The sequence below is a fragment of the Corynebacterium halotolerans genome (assembly GCF_050107895.1).
Lineage (GTDB): Bacteria > Actinomycetota > Actinomycetes > Mycobacteriales > Mycobacteriaceae > Corynebacterium > Corynebacterium halotolerans_B.
The window spans coordinates 1-17953 of record NZ_JBNILW010000005.1 but is presented as its reverse complement, the minus strand read 5'-3'; the positions used below and the strand labels follow the sequence as shown (position 1 = coordinate 17953).

20 protein-coding genes, 1 tRNA gene and 1 pseudogene are annotated in these 17953 nt (G+C 63.2%); 15 read left to right on the top strand and 7 right to left on the bottom strand.

The window, feature by feature from the left end; genetic code table 11:
- Positions 1 to 30: 30 nt before the first annotated feature.
- Both ACQCVD_RS06350 and ACQCVD_RS06345 read right to left on the bottom strand, forming a co-directional pair.
- The gene (locus ACQCVD_RS06350) at positions 31 to 1185 is read right to left on the bottom strand and encodes a calcium:proton antiporter (protein ID WP_426822884.1); all 1155 of its coding nucleotides are present in this window, start codon (positions 1183 to 1185) and stop codon (positions 31 to 33) included.
- A 123-nt stretch (positions 1186 to 1308) separates the two neighbouring features.
- On the bottom strand, positions 1309 to 1989 hold the full coding sequence (locus ACQCVD_RS06345; protein WP_426822883.1) for a YczE/YyaS/YitT family protein: 681 nt from the start codon (positions 1987 to 1989) through the stop codon (positions 1309 to 1311).
- Positions 1990 to 2248: 259 nt separating this feature from the next.
- Between ACQCVD_RS06345 and ACQCVD_RS06340 the strand changes: the two genes are divergently transcribed.
- Positions 2249 to 2992 (top strand): ZIP family metal transporter, encoded by a 744-nt coding sequence (locus ACQCVD_RS06340; protein ID WP_426822882.1) that lies wholly within the window; start codon positions 2249 to 2251, stop codon positions 2990 to 2992.
- On the opposite strand, the gene ACQCVD_RS06335 is transcribed toward ACQCVD_RS06340, so the two are convergent.
- The gene (locus ACQCVD_RS06335; protein ID WP_426822880.1) at positions 2993 to 3658 is read right to left on the bottom strand and encodes an Ltp family lipoprotein; all 666 of its coding nucleotides are present in this window, start codon (positions 3656 to 3658) and stop codon (positions 2993 to 2995) included.
- A 263-nt stretch (positions 3659 to 3921) separates the two neighbouring features.
- A complete protein-coding gene (locus ACQCVD_RS06330; RefSeq protein ID WP_426822879.1) occupies positions 3922 to 5448 on the bottom strand; it encodes an adenylate/guanylate cyclase domain-containing protein in 1527 nt (508 codons plus the stop codon).
- A gap of 59 nt (positions 5449 to 5507) precedes the next feature.
- Here ACQCVD_RS06330 and ACQCVD_RS06325 point away from each other — a divergent pair, with 59 nt between their 5' ends.
- Both ACQCVD_RS06325 and ACQCVD_RS06320 read left to right on the top strand, forming a co-directional pair.
- On the top strand, positions 5508 to 6749 hold the full coding sequence (locus ACQCVD_RS06325) for a DNA polymerase III subunit delta' (RefSeq protein WP_426822878.1): 1242 nt from the start codon (positions 5508 to 5510) through the stop codon (positions 6747 to 6749).
- A 115-nt stretch (positions 6750 to 6864) separates the two neighbouring features.
- Positions 6865 to 6937: transfer RNA gene (locus ACQCVD_RS06320), tRNA-Thr, on the top strand.
- Positions 6938 to 7048: 111 nt separating this feature from the next.
- Here ACQCVD_RS06320 and ACQCVD_RS06315 read toward each other — a convergent pair.
- Both ACQCVD_RS06315 and ACQCVD_RS06310 read right to left on the bottom strand, forming a co-directional pair.
- Positions 7049 to 8155, bottom strand: a complete 1107-nt coding sequence (locus ACQCVD_RS06315; RefSeq protein WP_426822877.1) for a tyrosine-type recombinase/integrase — start codon at positions 8153 to 8155, stop codon at positions 7049 to 7051.
- Positions 8142 to 8615, bottom strand: coding sequence for a helix-turn-helix domain-containing protein (locus ACQCVD_RS06310; protein ID WP_426822876.1), 474 nt, complete (start codon positions 8613 to 8615; stop codon positions 8142 to 8144). Before ACQCVD_RS06310 ends, ACQCVD_RS06315 begins: the two co-directional genes overlap by 14 nt.
- Before the next feature lie 134 nt (positions 8616 to 8749).
- Between ACQCVD_RS06310 and ACQCVD_RS06305 the strand changes: the two genes are divergently transcribed.
- The 11 genes from ACQCVD_RS06305 to ACQCVD_RS06255 all read left to right on the top strand — a co-directional run bounded on the left by ACQCVD_RS06305 (position 8750) and on the right by ACQCVD_RS06255 (position 16009).
- Positions 8750 to 8950 (top strand): helix-turn-helix transcriptional regulator, encoded by a 201-nt coding sequence (locus tag ACQCVD_RS06305; RefSeq protein ID WP_426822875.1) that lies wholly within the window; start codon positions 8750 to 8752, stop codon positions 8948 to 8950.
- Positions 8947 to 9708, top strand: coding sequence for a hypothetical protein (locus ACQCVD_RS06300; protein ID WP_426822874.1), 762 nt, complete (start codon positions 8947 to 8949; stop codon positions 9706 to 9708). The genes ACQCVD_RS06305 and ACQCVD_RS06300 overlap by 4 nt, the downstream gene beginning before the upstream one ends.
- Before the next feature lie 2 nt (positions 9709 to 9710).
- Positions 9711 to 10175, top strand: coding sequence for a hypothetical protein (locus ACQCVD_RS06295; protein WP_426822873.1), 465 nt, complete (start codon positions 9711 to 9713; stop codon positions 10173 to 10175).
- A 283-nt stretch (positions 10176 to 10458) separates the two neighbouring features.
- Positions 10459 to 12621 carry an AAA family ATPase gene (locus ACQCVD_RS06290; protein WP_426822872.1) on the top strand — a complete coding sequence of 721 codons (2163 nt, stop codon included), beginning with the start codon at positions 10459 to 10461 and terminating at the stop codon, positions 12619 to 12621.
- A 76-nt stretch (positions 12622 to 12697) separates the two neighbouring features.
- A complete protein-coding gene (locus ACQCVD_RS06285; RefSeq protein WP_426822871.1) occupies positions 12698 to 12895 on the top strand; it encodes a hypothetical protein in 198 nt (65 codons plus the stop codon).
- Positions 12892 to 13257, top strand: coding sequence for a hypothetical protein (locus ACQCVD_RS06280; RefSeq protein ID WP_426822870.1), 366 nt, complete (start codon positions 12892 to 12894; stop codon positions 13255 to 13257). Before ACQCVD_RS06285 ends, ACQCVD_RS06280 begins: the two co-directional genes overlap by 4 nt.
- Positions 13254 to 13571, top strand: a complete 318-nt coding sequence (locus ACQCVD_RS06275; RefSeq protein ID WP_426822869.1) for a hypothetical protein — start codon at positions 13254 to 13256, stop codon at positions 13569 to 13571. Before ACQCVD_RS06280 ends, ACQCVD_RS06275 begins: the two co-directional genes overlap by 4 nt.
- 2 nt (positions 13572 to 13573) lie before the next feature.
- A complete protein-coding gene (locus ACQCVD_RS06270; protein WP_426822868.1) occupies positions 13574 to 14065 on the top strand; it encodes a hypothetical protein in 492 nt (163 codons plus the stop codon).
- A gap of 15 nt (positions 14066 to 14080) precedes the next feature.
- Positions 14081 to 14971, top strand: coding sequence for a phage major capsid protein (locus ACQCVD_RS06265; protein WP_426822867.1), 891 nt, complete (start codon positions 14081 to 14083; stop codon positions 14969 to 14971).
- A gap of 87 nt (positions 14972 to 15058) precedes the next feature.
- Positions 15059 to 15361, top strand: a complete 303-nt coding sequence (locus ACQCVD_RS06260; RefSeq protein WP_426822866.1) for an HNH endonuclease — start codon at positions 15059 to 15061, stop codon at positions 15359 to 15361.
- Between the two features lie 183 nt (positions 15362 to 15544).
- Positions 15545 to 16009, top strand: a complete 465-nt coding sequence (locus ACQCVD_RS06255) for a hypothetical protein (protein WP_426822865.1) — start codon at positions 15545 to 15547, stop codon at positions 16007 to 16009.
- Positions 16010 to 16406: 397 nt separating this feature from the next.
- Here the strand turns inward: ACQCVD_RS06255 and ACQCVD_RS06250 are convergent, their stop codons facing one another.
- On the bottom strand, positions 16407 to 16811 hold the full coding sequence (locus tag ACQCVD_RS06250) for a tyrosine-type recombinase/integrase (protein WP_426823061.1): 405 nt from the start codon (positions 16809 to 16811) through the stop codon (positions 16407 to 16409).
- 114 nt (positions 16812 to 16925) lie between these two features.
- Here ACQCVD_RS06250 and ACQCVD_RS06245 point away from each other — a divergent pair.
- Positions 16926 to 17816: pseudogene (locus ACQCVD_RS06245) on the top strand (IS5 family transposase).
- Positions 17817 to 17953 lie beyond the last annotated feature (137 nt).

Sequence of the window (17953 nt, the reverse complement as noted above, 5' to 3'; positions counted from 1 at the left end):
CGGCAGCGACCACTCCCGCAGCTCCGGACTTCAGGAGAACACGCTGAGCAGGTACACCACGAACACCATCAGGTGCGCCGCGCCGTGCATGGCCGTGACCTTTTTGCCGGCGAAGGTCGCCACCGACAACAGCAGGGTGATCAGCAACAGCGCCAGGTTGGTCGGGCTTTCCGCGAAGATCACGTGCTGATCGGTCAGGATCGCGATGATCAGCACCGAGGGGATGGTCAGCCCCACCGTGGACACCAGGGCACCGTGGGTCAGGTTGCTCACCCGTTGGATCTCGTTGGTCAGAGCGGCCCGGATGGTGGTGATGGTCTCCGGGAGGAAGACGATCGCGGCGATGATGATGCCGGACAGCGCAACGGGTGCACCGACCCGGTCGAGGGCGACGTCGAGAAGCGCGGCCATGTTGTGGCTGAGCAGCACAATCGGCAGCACCATCGCCAATAGCAGCCCCATGCGGGTGAACACCTCCACGCGGTGCTCGGCGATCACCCGGGTCACTCGCGGCCGCTGGTCGCCTCCGGTCTCGGCGGTCGCCACATAAGCGACCTCCTGGAAGTCGGCCTGTTGGGCGCCCATCTGCCGGTAGAGGAAGAAGGCGTAGATGGCGATCGTCAGGGTGATGATCGGAACCTCCTGGAAGGTGGTGAAGGCGCCGTCCTGCCCCAGGAAGGCAGGCATGGCGAAGGCCACCGACGACAGCACGATGATCATCGCCAGATAAGCGGAGGTGCCGGTGCGGTTGTGCGCCATATCGCCGTGTTTCATGCCCCCGATGAGCAGCGCGAGCCCGACCACCAGGTTCAGGATGATCATGCTCACGGCCATGACGGAATCGCGGGCGATGGTGGTGTGGTCACCGGGGCCGAGCAGCACCGCGGAGATCAGGATGACCTCGATCGCGACGACGGACAGGGTGAGCACGAGGGTGCCGTAGGGGTCACCCAGCCGGTGGGCCAGCCCCTCGGCCTGTTCCATCACGCCGAAGGCACAGACCAGGATCACCGCGATGATGGCGGCCAGTAGCCCCCAGATCACCGGGGTGGGCAGCTCACCGGAGAGCTGGCCGGCGAAAAAACTCAGCAGCAGGAAGGCAGCCCAGCCGAGCACCAGCTGGGCGATCACCGGGCGGGTGACAAAACTCCGGACGGCGGGGGAGGGTGCCACAGAAGATGACATGAGATCAACGGTCCTGATCCCGGGGCCGTCCCCGCTGGGGTGTGATCGCGCCGGGTCGTCCCGGAGCTCGCGTTCTTCATCCGTAGACTACCCACGCAGGTCCGCTCCGGCAAACATGGTTGTTCAGTCGAGCCACCGTCGCTGGAGTGGTTTCAGCAGGGGAATCACCTGCTTGGCCACCATTCCGATCAGGAGGGCGGCGGCGACGGTCCCCTCCCGGACGCCGACGAGTTCGTGGAGGGCCATCGCCGATAGGACAGCTGCGCTCAGCACCAGCAGGGAGTCAAAGACCATCTTGGCGTAACCGAAGACCAGATACCGACGGGCGCCGAGCCACCGGGTGAGCTCATTCGTGATCGTCAGGACCAGGGCGTCACCGGAGAGCATGACGGTCTGCGACGTCACCGAACAGGCCACGCCGATGCCCACGCAGGTGATACCGATCAGGCCCAGTACCCACTGCTGCCAGTAGGCCGAGTAACTGAGGTCACGCAGCAACCACACCGCGACGTCGTTGAGCAGTCCGAAGAGCAGCACCACCGGAAGCTGGAGCACCTGCAGCGGGGGAAAGCGGCGTCGTAGGATCAGCACCTGTGCGAGAAGGAACGCCGCGTTCATGAGGATGGTGTGGGTGCCCAGAGTCAGGGGCGTGGTCAGGCTGAGCACATAGGGCAGGCTTGAGATGGAGGTGGTCCCCAGATCACTGCGCACCGCGAACGCGATCCCGAAGGCCATGACCGTCAGCCCCGCCAGGAGCAGCAGGTAACGACGGAACAGGTGCGGCTGACCCCTGGTGTTCTCCATCGCCGCCCCTTTCCGGTTTCCGGACGGCGGTTTGTCCGGCGCCCCGTTGTCAGGGTAGCGGTATCAGGGGCCCGGTCACCGCCAGGTTGCCCCATCGGCCACGACCCTGGATCCCGCGGTCCAGGAGGGCCGTCTGTACTGTCCTGGACGCCGGGTTTCCCGGTTCGCACCGTCTTCCCGTCAACCGCAGTTTCCGCCTGCCGATGGAAGCTCAGGGGGCGTACTATGATCGGGTCCACCATAGTCAAGGGAGCATGACATGCCGGAATGGCTGCTGGCTGGAGGCACCGGTCTGATCGGTGGTGCCGCCCTGCTGCTGGGCGCCCTCATCGCCTGGTTCATCCGGGTGCCGTCGCGGGTGGTGGCGGTGGTGATGGCATTCGGCTCCGGGGTGCTGATCTCCGCACTGTCCTTCGAACTCGTCGAGGAGGCTGTCAGCCAGGGTGGTCTTCTCGCCACCTCCCTGGGATTTTTGGTGGGAGCCGTCGTCTACGTCGGGCTGAACCTACTTCTCGCGCGACGCGGGGCCCGGCACCGCAAACGCTCCGGCAAGCAGCAGCCCTCGGATTCCGGTGGCGGAGTGGCGATCGCGATCGGGGCATTGATCGATGGCGTTCCGGAGTCCATGGTCCTGGGTCTGGGATTCGTGGGCGGCGGCGGTCTCAGTCTCCCGATGCTGGCGGCAGTGTTCATCTCGAACGTTCCGGAGGGGCTGTCCAGCACGGCGGGAATGAAGAACGCCGGCCGGGGGCCAGGATATGTCTTGGGGATCTGGGGCGGGATGGCGGTGGTCTCCGGGCTTGCTGCCCTGGCCGGCTACCTGCTTCTCGACGGGGCGTCGCCAGCCGTACTCGGCTTCGTCAATGCCCTGGCTGCGGGTGCGATCCTCGCCATGATCTGCGACACGATGATCCCGGAGGCCTTCGAGAAGGCGTCCCTGTATGCCGGATTGATCGCGACCCTCGGCTTTCTGGCGGCCTTCAGCCTGCACGCGATGGGGTGATCACAGGTTGGCGAGCGCGTAGTCCGCTTCGGCGACGGTGAACTGCTCGCCGTATTCGGAGGTCAGCTGGTCGTGGATCGCGGCGGGGGACATGTCCATGTTGTCCTGGTAGCTGCGGGCCGACGCCAGGGCGTTGGCGTTCCAGTCGGCCTGGACGTTGTCGATCGCGTACTGCGCGGCCGCTGCGGAGAACTGTCCGCCATATTCTGAGGTGAGTTGGTCGTGGAGCCCTGCCTTGGACATGTTCATGATCGCGTCGTAGGATTTCGCCTCCCGCAGCGCGGAGCGGTATTCGGTGGGTACGTCGGCTTCGGCACCTGCAATCGCATCGCTGTCGGTGCTGGAGGAGTCCGCGACAACCTCGGTCACGGTCGGGCTCGGGGGCGCAGCCGGCTCGGTGCTGGGGGAGTCCGCGGCAGTCTGCGTGGTGGTGGCGCTGGTGCTGGCTGCGGTGGTGATCTCATCCTTGGGCCCGCCGCCCATGTTGGCTACCACGCTGAGCACGATCACGGCCCCGAGGGCACCGCCACCCCACTTCAGGAGCCGGTGCTTCTTCTTCGGGCGGGCCGCTCGGGGATCGGTGGGCAGGCCCGGGGTGGTCGGCGGGAACTGGGAGGTCGGGGTGTTCGGGTCGAGCGGATGCTGGTGGGGCTGGGGTGCGGGCATGGGTGCGGCTCCTCGGGGCTGGGTGAATCAAAGACAACCTGAGAATAGAAAGAGCACCGGACATCAAAGATTAAAAACCAGCCACCCACTGACACATCTGTTCTAAGGAAATTAATACCTTCTATAATTCCCGACAGTATTGCTGCCGCTGCGGGCAGGGCTGTTGGGGGTCCAGCCCAGGCGCCGCTGAAGATGCCCCGTTCTGGGCGCGGGGCCAGCAGGTCGCACCGGAAAACGTGGGGCAGGAGCACCGGGAGCGAACCTCAGGAACGGTCCGCCAGAGTGGGGCGGATCGGACGGGCGAGCTGGGTCATCTCGCCGCGGCCCCGGAGCTCGACCGATTTCATCACGGTCCAGCGGGCGCGCTCAGCTTCATTGGCACTGCGCAGTGTCGCGGCATTGGTGAGCACCCGTCCCGGGGTGTCCTTGGACAGGTCGGTCAGGCGGGCCGCGGTGTTCACGGCGTCGCCGATCACGGTGTACTCGAACCGGTCGTGGCCACCGATGTGTCCGGCGACCACGTGACCGGCCGCCACGCCGATGCCGGCCTGCAACTCCAGGTCCTTGAGCTCCTGCCGCATTTCGCGGGCGGCCTGGAGGGCATGGGAGGTGGAGTCGGCCAGGGTGATCGGGGCACCGAAGACGGCGAGCGCGGCATCGCCCTGGAACTTGTTGATGATGCCCTTGTTGCGGTGCACGACGTCCACCACGCGATTGAAGAACTTGTTCAGTTCCTCGACGACTTCCTCCGGTGTGTGGTTGACGGCGAAGGTGGTCGAGCCGATCACGTCGATGAACAGCACCGCCACCTTGCGGTCCTCGCCGCCCAGCGTCGGACGTTCCTCCAGGGCCCGCTGGGCAACCTCAGTGCCCACGTAGCGGCCGAAGATGTCGCGGACCCGCTGGCGCTCCTTCAGCCCCCGCATCATCTCGTTGAAGCCGGCCTGGAGCACGCCGATCTCGGAGCCGTCGTAGATGTCCACCTGGGCGTTGGAGTCCCCGCGGCGCACCCGGTTGATGGCGTCCTGCAGTTCGTGGATCGGGTCCACCACGTTCATGATCGCGAAGCTGATGCCGACGAAGCCGGTGAGCAGGGCGGCGGTGGCCAGCACCGTTATCCCGGGCAGGATCTCGTAGGGGTCATCACTGAAGAATCCCAGACGCTGTCCCAGCAGCATCAGCAGAATGCCGATGATCGGCATGGCGGAAGTCATGATCCAGATCAGCCGCAACCGCTGCTTGATGGGTGGTTCCAGGGTGGAATCCTCGAACCTGCGGGCCAGCGCAGCCGCAGCCACCGGACGGACCAGTCGTTCGGCCTCCAGGTAGGTGATGAGCATCATCACCGCCCCCGCCAACAGGATGCCGACGCCCAGTACCAGGGCTAATCGACCGGAGAAGGACATGGCGATGAACGCCGCGATCGCCAGCCCGATCAACCAGACCACGCCGGCCACGGCGGCCTGGTACATGGGGATCCGCATCACCAGGTTGCGGACCATGTTCGGGTCATGCTCGTCCGGATGGCGCTGCCAGTCCAGCACCGGCCGGAACATCAGGAACGTCACCGCGGCACCGACGAGCACCGCGAAGATCAGATAGCCGATTCCGATCGCCGTCACGTACGGCACGTCCGTCTCAAAGCTGTCCAGTTCCGGCATCGGGATGAACCAGCGGACGAACAGCATGATCGCGAGCGCCCCGAGAACATTGGAGCCGAGCACGGTAGCGGCGTACAGGGGCCAGGATGTGCCCCACAGCCAGTTCAGTGCTCTCCACAGTCGACGCATGACCAACACTTTAGTGGCTTCTGTCAGTGCAGGCTCCATACCCAGATAGACTCAGTGCCGTGAGTGCCCCATCCCGTCCCGAAAGTGTCTCTGAACGGCTCGCGGACCTGCCCGCGGTGCGTAAATCGCTTATCGACGCCGCGTTCGCCGCCCGCGCCCGGGTGCGCGGCGTCCCGGCGCGGGAGTACGGGGTCGAGGACAGTGCCATGACCCACTCCTGGCTTTTTACGGGCCCGCCGGGCTCCGGACGGTCCAACGCGGCCGTCGCGCTGGCCGCTGCCCTGGTGTGCACGGACCCGGAGGAACCCGGATGCGGGCGCTGCGAGGACTGCCGCGCGGTATTCAACGATTCCCACACGGATGTCGTGCACATCGTGCCGCAGGAGCTGACCATCTCCGTGAAATCGATGGAGCAGCTGATCCGTGACGCCGCGAGCATGCCCACCGTCTCCCCCTGGCGCGTGGTGGTGCTCGAGGATGCTGACCGCCTCTCTGACGGGGCGGCCAACTCACTGCTCAAGACGGTGGAGGAGCCGCCACCCCACACCATCATCGTGCTGTGCGCGCCGTCCACTGATCCCGAGGACTTCTCCGTGACGCTGCGCTCGCGCTGCCGCCACGTCTACGTCAAGACCCCCTCGCGTGATGAGATCACCCGGATCCTCGTGGAGGAGGAGAACGCCTCCGAGACCGATGCCCAACTGGCGGCCTCGGCCTCCCTACGGCACATCGGGCGGGCACGGAAGCTGGTCAATTCGCGGGAGGCGCAGAAACGGCGCACCGAGATCCTCAACCTCGCCGAGCTGGTCTTTCACGGCGACCAGGCTTTCCAGGCGGTCAGCAAGTTCGTCGACCCGGTGAAGAAACAGGCCAAGGAAGCACTCTCCGAGATCAACGACACCGAACTGAAGAAGCTGGAGGCCTCCCTCGGGGCCGGCGGCAAGGGAAAGGGCACGCAGAAGCTGGCACGTGGCCTCAAGGGTCAGGTCAAGGACCTGGAGAAGCAGCAGAAACTCCGGGAGACCCGGCAGGTACGGGATATCCTCGACCTGTCCCTTCTGGACTTTTCCAGCCTCTACCGGGATGCGCTCATGCTTTCGGTAGGAGCGGACGTGGAACTGACCCACCCGGACTACCGGGGTCTGGCCGCCGACCTGGCTGAGAAGATTCCGGAGGCGGGTCTGGTGCAGTGCCTGGACGCCATCGCCCACTGTCGGGAACAGCTGGGGCAGAACGTTCCGCCGAAAGTCGCTTTCGACGGCATGGTCGGCCGGATCCGCAAGGCCGCCAAGGCCTCGTGATCGCGCCGTCGACCAGCTCAGCAGCGGGCTCGGGGGCGGGCGATTTTTTCCGGCATGAGGGCTTGAGGTAAGCTCCAGATCTGGTAATTATGCCGCGGTTCCAGCGGCGATTCCCGCCGCCTTAGCTCAGTCGGTAGAGCGTCTCACTCGTAATGAGAAGGTCGCGAGTTCGATTCTCGCAGGCGGCTCCGCACAGAAATGCCCCCTTACCTGCAACAACGGGTGAGGGGGTGTTTCCGTTTCAACGGCTCGACGGCCACCGCGCACGGTTTTGACTACATTTTGACTTCAACCCGCGGCTATCGGGAGCGTGTGTGAAGCTGGTCCAGGGCGTCGGCCACCTCGTCTAGATCGTCCGGGAACAAGTCGCTGTAGATGTTCAGGGTGACCGCAGCTGACTCATGGCCCAACAGTTTCTGTACCGCCAGGACGTTCGCCCCTGCGCTAATCGACAGGCTGGCGCACGTGTGCCGCAGGGCGTGGGGTGTGAGCGTCGGTAACCTCTGCCCGTCCTCATTCGCTGCCTGCCATGCCGCCTGAGCGTCTTTCAGCCCCGGCTTGAAGGTCCGGTCCCGATAGTTGTCAGCATCAAGCCTGTGGCCGTCTGGGGACGTGAACAGCGGGGCATCATGCGGCCGCCCGTCCGCCAGCCCGTCGATCATCGACGCCACGAACTTCGGCACCGGCACGCGCCGTTGCTCATACGTTTTCGTCGGCCCAATCTCGCCCGGCCCCTTCACCGCCTTAGTGATGGATAGCCGGCGGGCCGTCCGGTCATAGTCCTCGACAAGGAGCGCGGTGGCCTCATTGATCCGCGGCCCGCAGTAGGCCAGCACGTAGATCAACGTGCGGTACTGGTCCCCGTCCATGCCGTCCGCCAGGGCGTCGACCTGAGCGACGGTGAGATACGGTCGCCGCGCCCTGGTCTCACGCTTGACCTGAATCTTGACCGCCGGATTCGTCTTGATCTTCCGTTCCTCGACGGCCACCTCGAGGATGGACCGGAGGACATGCACGGCCCGGAGCACGGTGTCACGCCCCTTGGACTCTTGGAGTTCGACCACCCATTTACGGATCTCAGGTGTGGTGATCTTCCCCACGGGCCAGTTGCCCCACTTCGGCTGTACGTGCACCTTCCATGATGATGCATTGTTGCGCCGAGAGCGTGGGGCTAACTGTTTCTGCCCGTGCTCCCACGCAGGATGCAGCTGGGAGACGGTGATCGTCCCGGCGGTGGGGGAGATGAACGTGCCGTCCGCTTTCGAGGTCTCGACCTGGGCCGCAAAAAGTTCGGCGTCTTTCTTCCGCTTAAATCCCCGCTTAGTCGTCGGCCGGCGGTCCGGGGTGCGGTACTGGACCTTGTACCGGCGGCCGGCCTTAGTCTCGTACGGCTCAATGGTCGCCACGAGATAGTTCTTCCGAATACTTCTTTATGTCATCGAGAAGGGCATCTAGGTGCCATGCAGGCAGGGAGCGAGTTAATTTTTCAAGCGCTTGATCTGATCCGTAGGGCTCGGCATAGGTCTCCGGAATTGTTGCCTTAGTCAGCCATTGCCAGACCTCAAAAGCGCTCACTGTCTTCATGCCGGTGACCGTTGCATCTTCGTTGCCGGTGTTTGTCGCGGGCATGAGTAGGTAGTTCGGGACGGTTCCGAGGACTACGGCGAGGGCGGCTAGATCGTCTACGTCAACTTTGCGTTCACCGGCTTCAATTCGTCGGAGCCCTAAGGGTGGGATGGGGTTTCCGACAGCTTCAAGACGCCGTGAGAGTTCCGCAAAAGTCAGGTGTTGGGCTTCTCGTAACCGCTGAATGTTGTCTCGGACGGCCTGACCAGTGGGGCCAAGGGTCATTTTCTTTCCTGCCATGCATTCACGGTACGCGATCAAAGATGAAGATTGCACGCTCATATTGCTCAATATTGAAACAGGGTGTATAACTGATCTTGGAAGCGATCAAGATGATCTTTATGAAGATCAGTATCGGACCAAGAGGAGTAACTATGAGCGCACCGCTCACCATTGAGGACATGATCGCCCGGTATCCGGGCACCTCCCGCCAGACCTGGGCGCAGGCACGCTACGAGGGGAAGGGGCCGGCCTTCTTCAAGATCGGCCGCAAAGTTTTCTACCGGCCGGATGACGTGAAGGCCTGGGAAGACTCGCAGGTCCGCACCCGCACCGACGAGGAGGTCTCCGCATGATGCCCGTAGATTTCGCCACTTGCCCCCGCTGCAACACCATCAACGACCTGACCGGCCCGCACAACTTCTACTGCGATAACTGCGGTGCCGACCTCGCAGACGAGACCTCGGACGTTGACCTCGAGGACATGGCCGTCGATGGCGGCGGCAACTTCGGCTGGGAGTGTCCGAACTGCGGTGCCGTCGCCGTCGGTTATGCCGACGACGAGGATGACGACTACCTGTGTTCCTGCGGGCACGACGTGCGCGAGACCGTCGAGGACGACGAGGTTCCCGTCCCGAACATCTACGTCGACGGGGTGCCGGTGCCTGGCGCCCTCGACGCCGCCGGCCGCCTGGTCCCCGCGTCCACCCTCAACGACGAGGACGACGAGCGCGCCGGGCACACTCCCACGGATTCCCTGATCTACCTCGTCCGTGCGGTCAACGGCTTGATCGACCTGGCCGTCGATGACATCCACGGCGTGTACGCCGACACCATCACCGACACCGAGGATCTTCCCGAGCACCTGTCCGACGCCGTCTCCGCGCTCGAGACCGCCGCCCGCATCATCCAGCACGAGGCCACCTTGCACGGCGCGTACCGTCGCCGCTCCTACGACAACGGTGTTCCCACCAGTGGTGTGCGGAAGGAACCGCACCTGGAACCGCAGGACAACGGCACGCACCGCATGGTGTTCACCGATGTTCACTACGACCTGTACCCCGACGGCGTGGCCTTCCACCCGATTTCCCGTGACTACAAGGAGACCGCATAACCATGACCACCATCAACGAAAAGACCCCCGCGCCGGGTGCCACCGGCAACGAGGGCAACGAGCAGATTTCTCAGACCAACTCTGTCACCACAGCGTACCTGAGCTACCCCAAGGACAACACCGGGCATACCTACGGCACCTGGTCTGATACTGACCTCAAGATCGAGGATCACATCACCCTCATCATCCCGATCGAGGACGCCCAATTGATCTACGCCGACGGTAGCCGGCTGGTGCGAATCAATAAGGAGTGTGTCCTCGCGCAGTCCAAGGAAGCCCGGAAGCTTCGGGAGGAAAAGCGGGCGAAGCAGCGGGAAGCGGTCAAACGTCAGATCACTGCGGAAGTCGAAGAGGAGTTCCGGGACCAGCTAGCCGACCTCGATGACCAGTACACCGAGCTGTACAAGCAGATCGACGCGCAGGCGGAAGCCCGGTTTCACGCCGAGCGCCCGGAGGTGGACCTGTGACCATTTCTGACCTGCTCGACCAGGCCGACGCCGTACTCATCCATGATGCCGAAGACCTACTAGACCGTCTCATCTTCTAATCGAGACAGCCCTACTGAGACAGACTCCACCGGCTCACGACCGGAGTAGGGCGCGACTCCTGAAAAAGGGAGAATCCCCGACCAGCGGGGCAGCTGGCCGGGGATATGGAAGGGCAGATGAAGACCAAATTTCATCCTAGCCCACCAGGTGGCCGAGAGATCGGCATGAGTAGACAAACATCATGATTGAAGGGCGAAGGTGAATGACCAACTCCTATGAGCGGTTCATACAAGCCGCGCAGGACCAGGGCCTTACCGTCCGGGAAACCACCGCCGGCAAACAAGCCAGCATCCAAACACCGGGACATTCGGGGAGGGACCAGGGCACCAGTGTCACCTACAACGGCGACCGGGTTTTGGTGTTCTGCCACAACGGGGAAGTTGAAGACGTCCTCGATCACCTGGGCATGACCCACCGCGATTTGTTCGATGATCCTAAAGGCTCGACCTACAACTACCCGGACGGCCGGATCGTGTTCCGTAGCGTCGCGAAGAAGTTTCGCCAGGACGGCAACAAGCAGGGCACGTCCTTGTTCGGTGTGGGCTCCCTCGCACAGCCGGGGCCGGTGTACATCTGCGAAGGGGAAAACGATGTTCTGACCGCAATCAACGTGTGTGAGGTTGCCGCGGTCTCACAGTCCGGCGGATCCAACAACAGTCCGTCTAAGGCTGATTGGACTGTGCTTGCTGGCCGAGATGTGGTGATCGTCCGGGACAACGACCAGCCCGGCCATAAGCGGGCTGAGAAGGTACGGGCCTACCTCGACTCCCTTACCGAGTCCCCGGCGTCGGTTCAAGTGGTGGACGTCGCCGCAGGGAAAGACCTGTCAGACCACGTGGCCGCCGGCCGAGGACTCGATGAGATGATCCCCGCCCCCACGGTCACCCCGGGCCGGTTCATCACCCTCGAGTCCTTCGCCGGCATGGACTGGGATGTGCCTACTTGGGCCTGGGAGCCGGAAGTCAACGGTAATCCCCACGGTGCTATCCCCGTAGGCTCCGTAGCCCTGTTCGCTGGCCGTCCGGGTGCTGGTAAGTCTTCCGCTGGCCGCCACTTCGCCGCGATGATCAGCCGCGGCATTCTCCCCGGCTGCTGGTCTGGCACCCCGCACTCTGTCGCGTACATCGCCGGGGAAGAGTCCCTGAAGTACAACGTCATCCCCAGCCTTGTCGCTTCCGGGGCCGACATGGGAAAGATCCTTCACCCTCAGGTGAACTTCACCGCCCCGGACGGGGAAACGGAAGTTGTCGCCCTGGTCCCCGAGAAGGACATGCGAGACCTCACGGCAAGCCTGAAATCTAAAGGCGTGAAGCTGGTCATCGTTGACCCGCTCATGGAGTTCATGGGCACTGATGCCGACGTGTACAAGAACAATGAAGTACGTGCCAAGCTCAAGCCCTGGTCGCAACTCGCTGAAGACATTGACGGTGTGGTCATAGCCATTACCCACCTGAACAAGTCCGGCAATGGTGACGTGGTGGCCGGTATCAACGGATCATCCGCGTTCGGCGAAGTCGCCCGTGCTGTCTTCGGTTTCGCAAAGGACCCGGAGAGTGAAGAGGGCGACCGGATCATGAGTCAGGAGAAAAACTCCATCGGTACCGAGGGGGCAGCATGGGTCTACCGGATTGAAAGTCGGCAGATCACCAACGCCGAGGGGAAGGCCGGAGACTTCGGAACTTTCGTGATGGTGGGAGATTCCGACCGGACGGTGGGAGAGGTTCTGCGCGATACCTCAATGGGTTTCGCCGGTGAATCTGGCGGCGGTGTTAAGCCTTTCGTCCTGGCCCTGCTCGAGGGCGAAGGTGGGGTGGCTCCGGCCGCGAAGATTAAGAGCGAAGTTACTGAAGCCGGCTACTCATGGAAGACGGTTCAGAACAATCGCGGCAAGTGGGGTATCGCTACCCGCAAGGCTGAATCCGGATGGGTGTGGGAGCTGGAGTCAACACCGAAGAATCTGGGGTTCACTCCGGTACCCAAGGTCCCGGAAGACAATAAAGGTCCTCACATGCGGGATCTCGGGATCTTGGGATCTTCAATGGTCACAGGCGTAAATCAAGGTCCCGAGGGGGCAAGGTCCCAAGGTCCCGTACACAAGGAGGAGCCGGGACCTTCCCCGAAATATCCTCCTGAAGTTACTTTCCGGCAGCCGAAGCTCTCCGGTGACACCGAGCTCGAGGACATGGTCATCGGTTCCCTCCACGCCGAATACCCCATGGGGATGAAGACGGTGGAACAGTCCGTTACTCCCCGCTACCGAGACCAGGTGCCGGCCGTCCTCGACAAGCTCGTCACTGACGGGCTCGTCATCCGGGACGACAAAGGCCGCTACACACTCAACTCAGTAAAGGACACCGCAGCATGAGCCCGAAGAGATACCCCTTCACCCACGTCCGCCTCGGCGACCTGGCCGGTAACCGCTAACCACGAAAGGCAACAGCATGATCATCAAAGCGAGAGCAGTTAAGCACCGGAAGCGGTGGGAGGACGTCACCGCCCAGGTCTCCCGCTACCGCGACGGCAACCGCCCCAAGATCAAGATCACGCTCAGCAACGGCACCGTCGTTGAACTCCGCACACCAGCCGCCATTGAGCTCATCAATCAGGTCGCGGACAAACTTGAGGGGGACGCCGCGTGATCGTCTACACCGTCCCGGTGGTCGTCCTCCACGGCGCCACGCTGATCGCCGCGCACCGCCTGGCCGCCGCCGGCGCCCGCCGCCACAACAGCGTCGGCATTCCCCTGCGGACTCATGAGCGCGAACTACTGACCGAACTGACCACCGCCAGCAACGACACCCGCGCCCTGGCACAACGACAACAACGACAGGCCGCGCCGGGCTCCCCGGCAGACTCACCCATGACGGCCGAGGAGCTCGCACAACAGCGCGGGGTCAGCGTCCGCACCATCCAGCGCCACGCAGCAGACTACGGCGGATGGAAGCACAACGGCCGGTGGCTATTCCCCGCCGACCTCCGAGACAGAAAGGCAACAACGTGACCCACGATCTTGAAGACCACGACGGTTTCTGGTCCGTCCTCGGCGCGACCGCAGCCACCCCCGGCAGCGTCGCCTACTACAGCAACGGCGACGCCATCCCGGTCACCGCACTGCTCATGGTCGAGCACGTCCAGCGCCCCACCGACTACCCGGCCGAGTGGGCCGCGGAAGACGGTCTCGCAATCGGCAGCGGCCGGATCAAGGCAGTCGCCGCGGTGATGGACCAACAGGGCGAAGTCGTTCCCGCCAGCTCCCTGCCCGGCTTCACCGGCATTGAGCACGTCCACCCGGCGAACGTCATGGGAGGGAAGTAACCGTGGCCGAGCAGAACACCGACGCCGCCGAGTGGCAGGCCGAGGGCCAGGACACCGAGCAGGGCCAGGGCATCACCCCGGCCGCGCCGGGCTCCCCGGAACAGTCGGCAGGTGAGACACCGGACCCTAATGAGACACCCGGACAGGGCCAGGACGACGAGCAGGACTCCCCGGAGGTCGCCGAGCTTAAGCAACAGCTCGCAGAGTCCCGCGCCCTCAACGCCGTCCACGCCTGGGAGGGTGCCTACCGGGAAGCGTTCGAGCAGTCCGGCCTACCGGACACTGCCGACGAGATTGTCCGCGGTCTCCTCGACGGTGCCACTCCGGAGCAGGTAGGCCCGACCATCGAGAAGCTCGCACAGTTCGCGCAGGCAACCCAGCCCGCCCCCGTCGCTTCCCAACGCCCGGTGGAGAGCATGACCCCCGGCACCGGCCGGCCCCGCGACAACGGCGGCGCCACCGGCTGGTCCCGCGACCTCCTCAACAGCAACTAGCAGAAAGGCAAAGATATGAGTTCCGAAATTTTCCAGGCACAGCTACTCGGCGGTGGCAGCGACGACGGCACCCCGAAGGGCTCCAAGTTCTTCGACGCCACCACCGTCAACGAACTGATCGTCAAGCCCGTCATCGAGCAGTCCGTCGCCATGCAGGTCAGCACCGTCCTCCGCCCCACCGCAGGCGCACGAGTGGAAATCCCACTCATCCTCAACGACGGCGACGGCGAACCCGGCTGGGTTCCCGCCGGTGGTGAAGTCCCCCTCAACGCCGCCCCGGACGCCGGCTTCCTCCTCCTCGATCACCACAAGCTCGCAGCCCGCGGTGAAGTCCCGTGGGAGCACATGGACGACGTGGCCCACGACGTGACCAACATCTACGGTCAGGGACTGGTCAACAAGCTCATCCGCACCATTGACGATGCATTCTTCTCCCCGGCCGGCAAGCACCCCATCCACGGTGTCGGCAAGCTCAAGGGAATCAATGAGATGACCGCCACCGGACTGGCGAACACCGACACCTTCCTCGACGCCCTCGAGCACGCCGAGAACCACGACACCAAGGTCACCAGCTTCGTCATGTCGCCGGCCACCAAGACCGCCATCGCCAAGCTCAAGAAGGCAACCGGCAGTGAGGAGAACCTCCTCGGCGTCAACGACGCGCCGGGCTCCAACACCATCTCCGGTGTGCCGCTACTGTCCACCCGCCGAGTCCCCGACAACATCATCTGGGCTCTCCCGGCCGACCGCCTGGTCGTGTCCATGCGGCAGAACGCCACCCTCACCCTGGACCGAACCGCCGGCTTCGAGCGCATGACCGCCGGCCTGCTCGCCAGCACCCGCGTCGGCATGGGCTGCATCGAGCCCGCAGCCGTCACCAAGATCACCATCGACGCCGCAGCCTAGGTTCCCTCCTCAACCTGGACATGACATGACCCGAAGACCCTGTGAATGCGTGAGTGTTCGCAGGGTCTCGGCATAGATAGGAGCAGCATGAGCGACCGTAAGCCCTGGTCTTCCCAAGGCCCACGCAAGCGCCCACCGGAGTGGTTCAAGACCAAAGCACAGGCCGAGAAGCGCCTACCGAAATACTGCGCAGTATGCGGCGACCCCCGCGCCCTGGAGCTCGACCACATCATCCCCGTCGCCGAGGGCGGTGAACACACCCTGCACAACGTCCAATGGCTGTGCCCGCCGCACCACGAGGAGAAGTCAGAGCAAGAGAAGCTGAGGGGCAACAAGCGCCGCGCAGCACGCCGCAAACTGCCCGTACAGAAGCACCCGGGGCTGATATGAAGTGCAAAACAGTGCAATAGGGGTGGGCTATGTCCCTCGATCTACCTTTTGCCCAACTCGTCAAACAATGTGCGGCGGAAAGTCGGTAAATCAATATGTCGCGGGGTGGCAGTGTGAAACCGTCTATAGGCTGGGTTTATCGCCATATTTTCAGTGAAGTTCCACACATTTTAGGAGGGCTAAATGCCTGCTCGTAGGAAGCCGATTCATCAGAAGGTGGACCATCGTGAGCGTGATCGGCCGCTCGACCAGGGCGGGGAGGTCATTCACCTGCCGACTCGCGGGGTGGTGAAGGTGCCACCGGCCCGGCGTCACTGGCACAGGGTGGCGAAGGATTGGTACAAGTCGCTGAATCAGTCTGGTCAGGTGGGGGCTTATGAGCCGAGTGACTGGGCTGCTGCGCAGTTGGTGGCCGAACAGATGAGCCGGCTACTGAAGGACGCTGAGGAGTCTGGTCAGCCGATTCGGGCGGCGCATTTTGAGACGGTGTGGAATGCGATGGGTGATCTGCTCACGACTGAGACGGCTCGGCGTAAGGCGCGGGTGGAGCTGAAGCGTGATGGTCAGGTGGTGGACCCGGAGCAGGCTGAGGTGGATTCGATGGTCGCGGATTACGTGAACATGTTCAAGGACGATGATTCGTCGTAGTTTCGCGCTCGAGGGGTGGGGCGGTGAAGTCTCATCCTCGATTTTTTCGCGGGGGTGCTCAGGGTTTCGGGGTGCTCTCGCGCCCGCGCACGCGGGGGGAGATGTCCATTTTGTAACGCCGTTACTTTCTGGACATCTCTCGCGCCCGCGCCCGCGTGGGGGTGACTACTTTTTGACTACCACCCGCGCTAATCCGCCGATATTCAGCCAACCTCGAAAACAGTTAAACCGCTGGCAGATGACCTACTCGCCCCGGCGTAGCCCTCATTCGTCTTTCTCGTAATGAGAAGGTCGCGAGTTCGATTCTCGCAGGCGGCTCCAATGAAGAAGCAGGTCAGCCCCACATTCCGCTATCGGAAGGTGGGGCTGACTTTTTGGTGAGTACACTCTGGGTACACTATGCGCTCTTAAACCGCTGATTCATCCTCTGGGCTACCGAATCAAGATCTGACTCGTAGAGATGGCCGTACACATCCAGCGTCATGTCGGCGGAAGCATGACCAAGCATCCTCTGGATCACTTTGATATTTGCCCCAGAGGAGATGGCAAGGGACGCCGCAGTGTGCCTCAGGTCATGGACGGTGACTGGCGGGAGCGGAGTACCGAGGATTTCGCCGGCTTCCTTTACTGCACCAAGGAAGACTCTTCTTCGGAAGTTCTCGTTGCGTATGGGATACCCCTCAACGGTAGTGAACACCAGGTCGGTAGGATCCTTGTGCCTCATTGAGTGTTCAAGATCGTCTCTGAGGAAGGCCGGGAAAAGTACTGTGCGAGAAGCATGCGATTTCGGGGACTTCTCGATTAGGCCGTGTTACGAAAATCCGGTGAGTGAGACCGGCGTGGCATAAACAGCAACGAGGGTTTCCCCGCGCACGGTGTTGGTGTCTAATCATCAACGCACACAAGGAAACCCTCGTTGCCAACCCTACCGCCCTCGGCACGGCAGGACCTCACCGACGCCGAATGGAATCTCCTCGCCCCCCATTGCTTCCCACCCCATCACGGAGGGGACGACCACGCACCTGGAACTTAAGGTCCCTGGTCGACGGCATCTTCTTTAGGATCTGTACCGGTTGCCCGTGGCGGGATGTCCATGAGCACTATGGCCCCTGGTGGCGGGCCTATGACCTCTTCGTTCGTCTCCAGGCGACAGGTGTGTGGGAGACCATTCACACCCGGCTGCTCGCCCATGCCCAGCCACGTCGGAAAACTCTCCTGGGAAGTCAGCGTCGACTCCACCACCAGCCGCGGCCATGTCCACGCCGCCGGCGCCCGGAAAGACAGTCCCACCCGGCATCCAGGGGAGCCTGCCGATCACGGTTTCGGCCGGTCGCGGGGCGGGTGGTCAACGAAGATTCATGTGGCGATCAACGCCGACTGCGGGGTGATGTCGTTTGTGATCACCCCAGGTCAGGCAGGAGATGGCCCGCAGATGGTGCCGGTGTTAGACAAGATCTGGGTCCCTACCGGCAACCGTGGCCGCCCGCGGCGACGACCCGACCGCGTGCTGGCAGACAAGGCCTACTCATCGCGGGCCAACCGGGCCTGGCTGCGGGCCAGGCGGATCCACACGACGATCTCCCAGCCGAAGGACCAGATCGCCCACCGCCGTCGCAGGGGATCAGCCGGTGGCCGACCCCCTGCCTTCGATACCGCAGCCTACCAGCGTCGTAATGCCGTAGAGCGGGGCATCAACCGGATCAAACAGCACCGCGGATGCGCCACGCGCTTCGACAAGTTAGCGGTGCACTTCGCAGCGACTGTTCAGCTAGCAACTATCCGGTACTGGCTGAAACGACTTTCGTAACACAACCTAATAGTGCTTTGTTAGCTCTTGTGGGCAGGTGAGCTGAGGCGTAAATTCATATCATGAGCAGGAACAATACCACCGCCACTCATGATGACCTCGCGGACTTCATCACCGAGGTTTTCGCCTCCCTGACC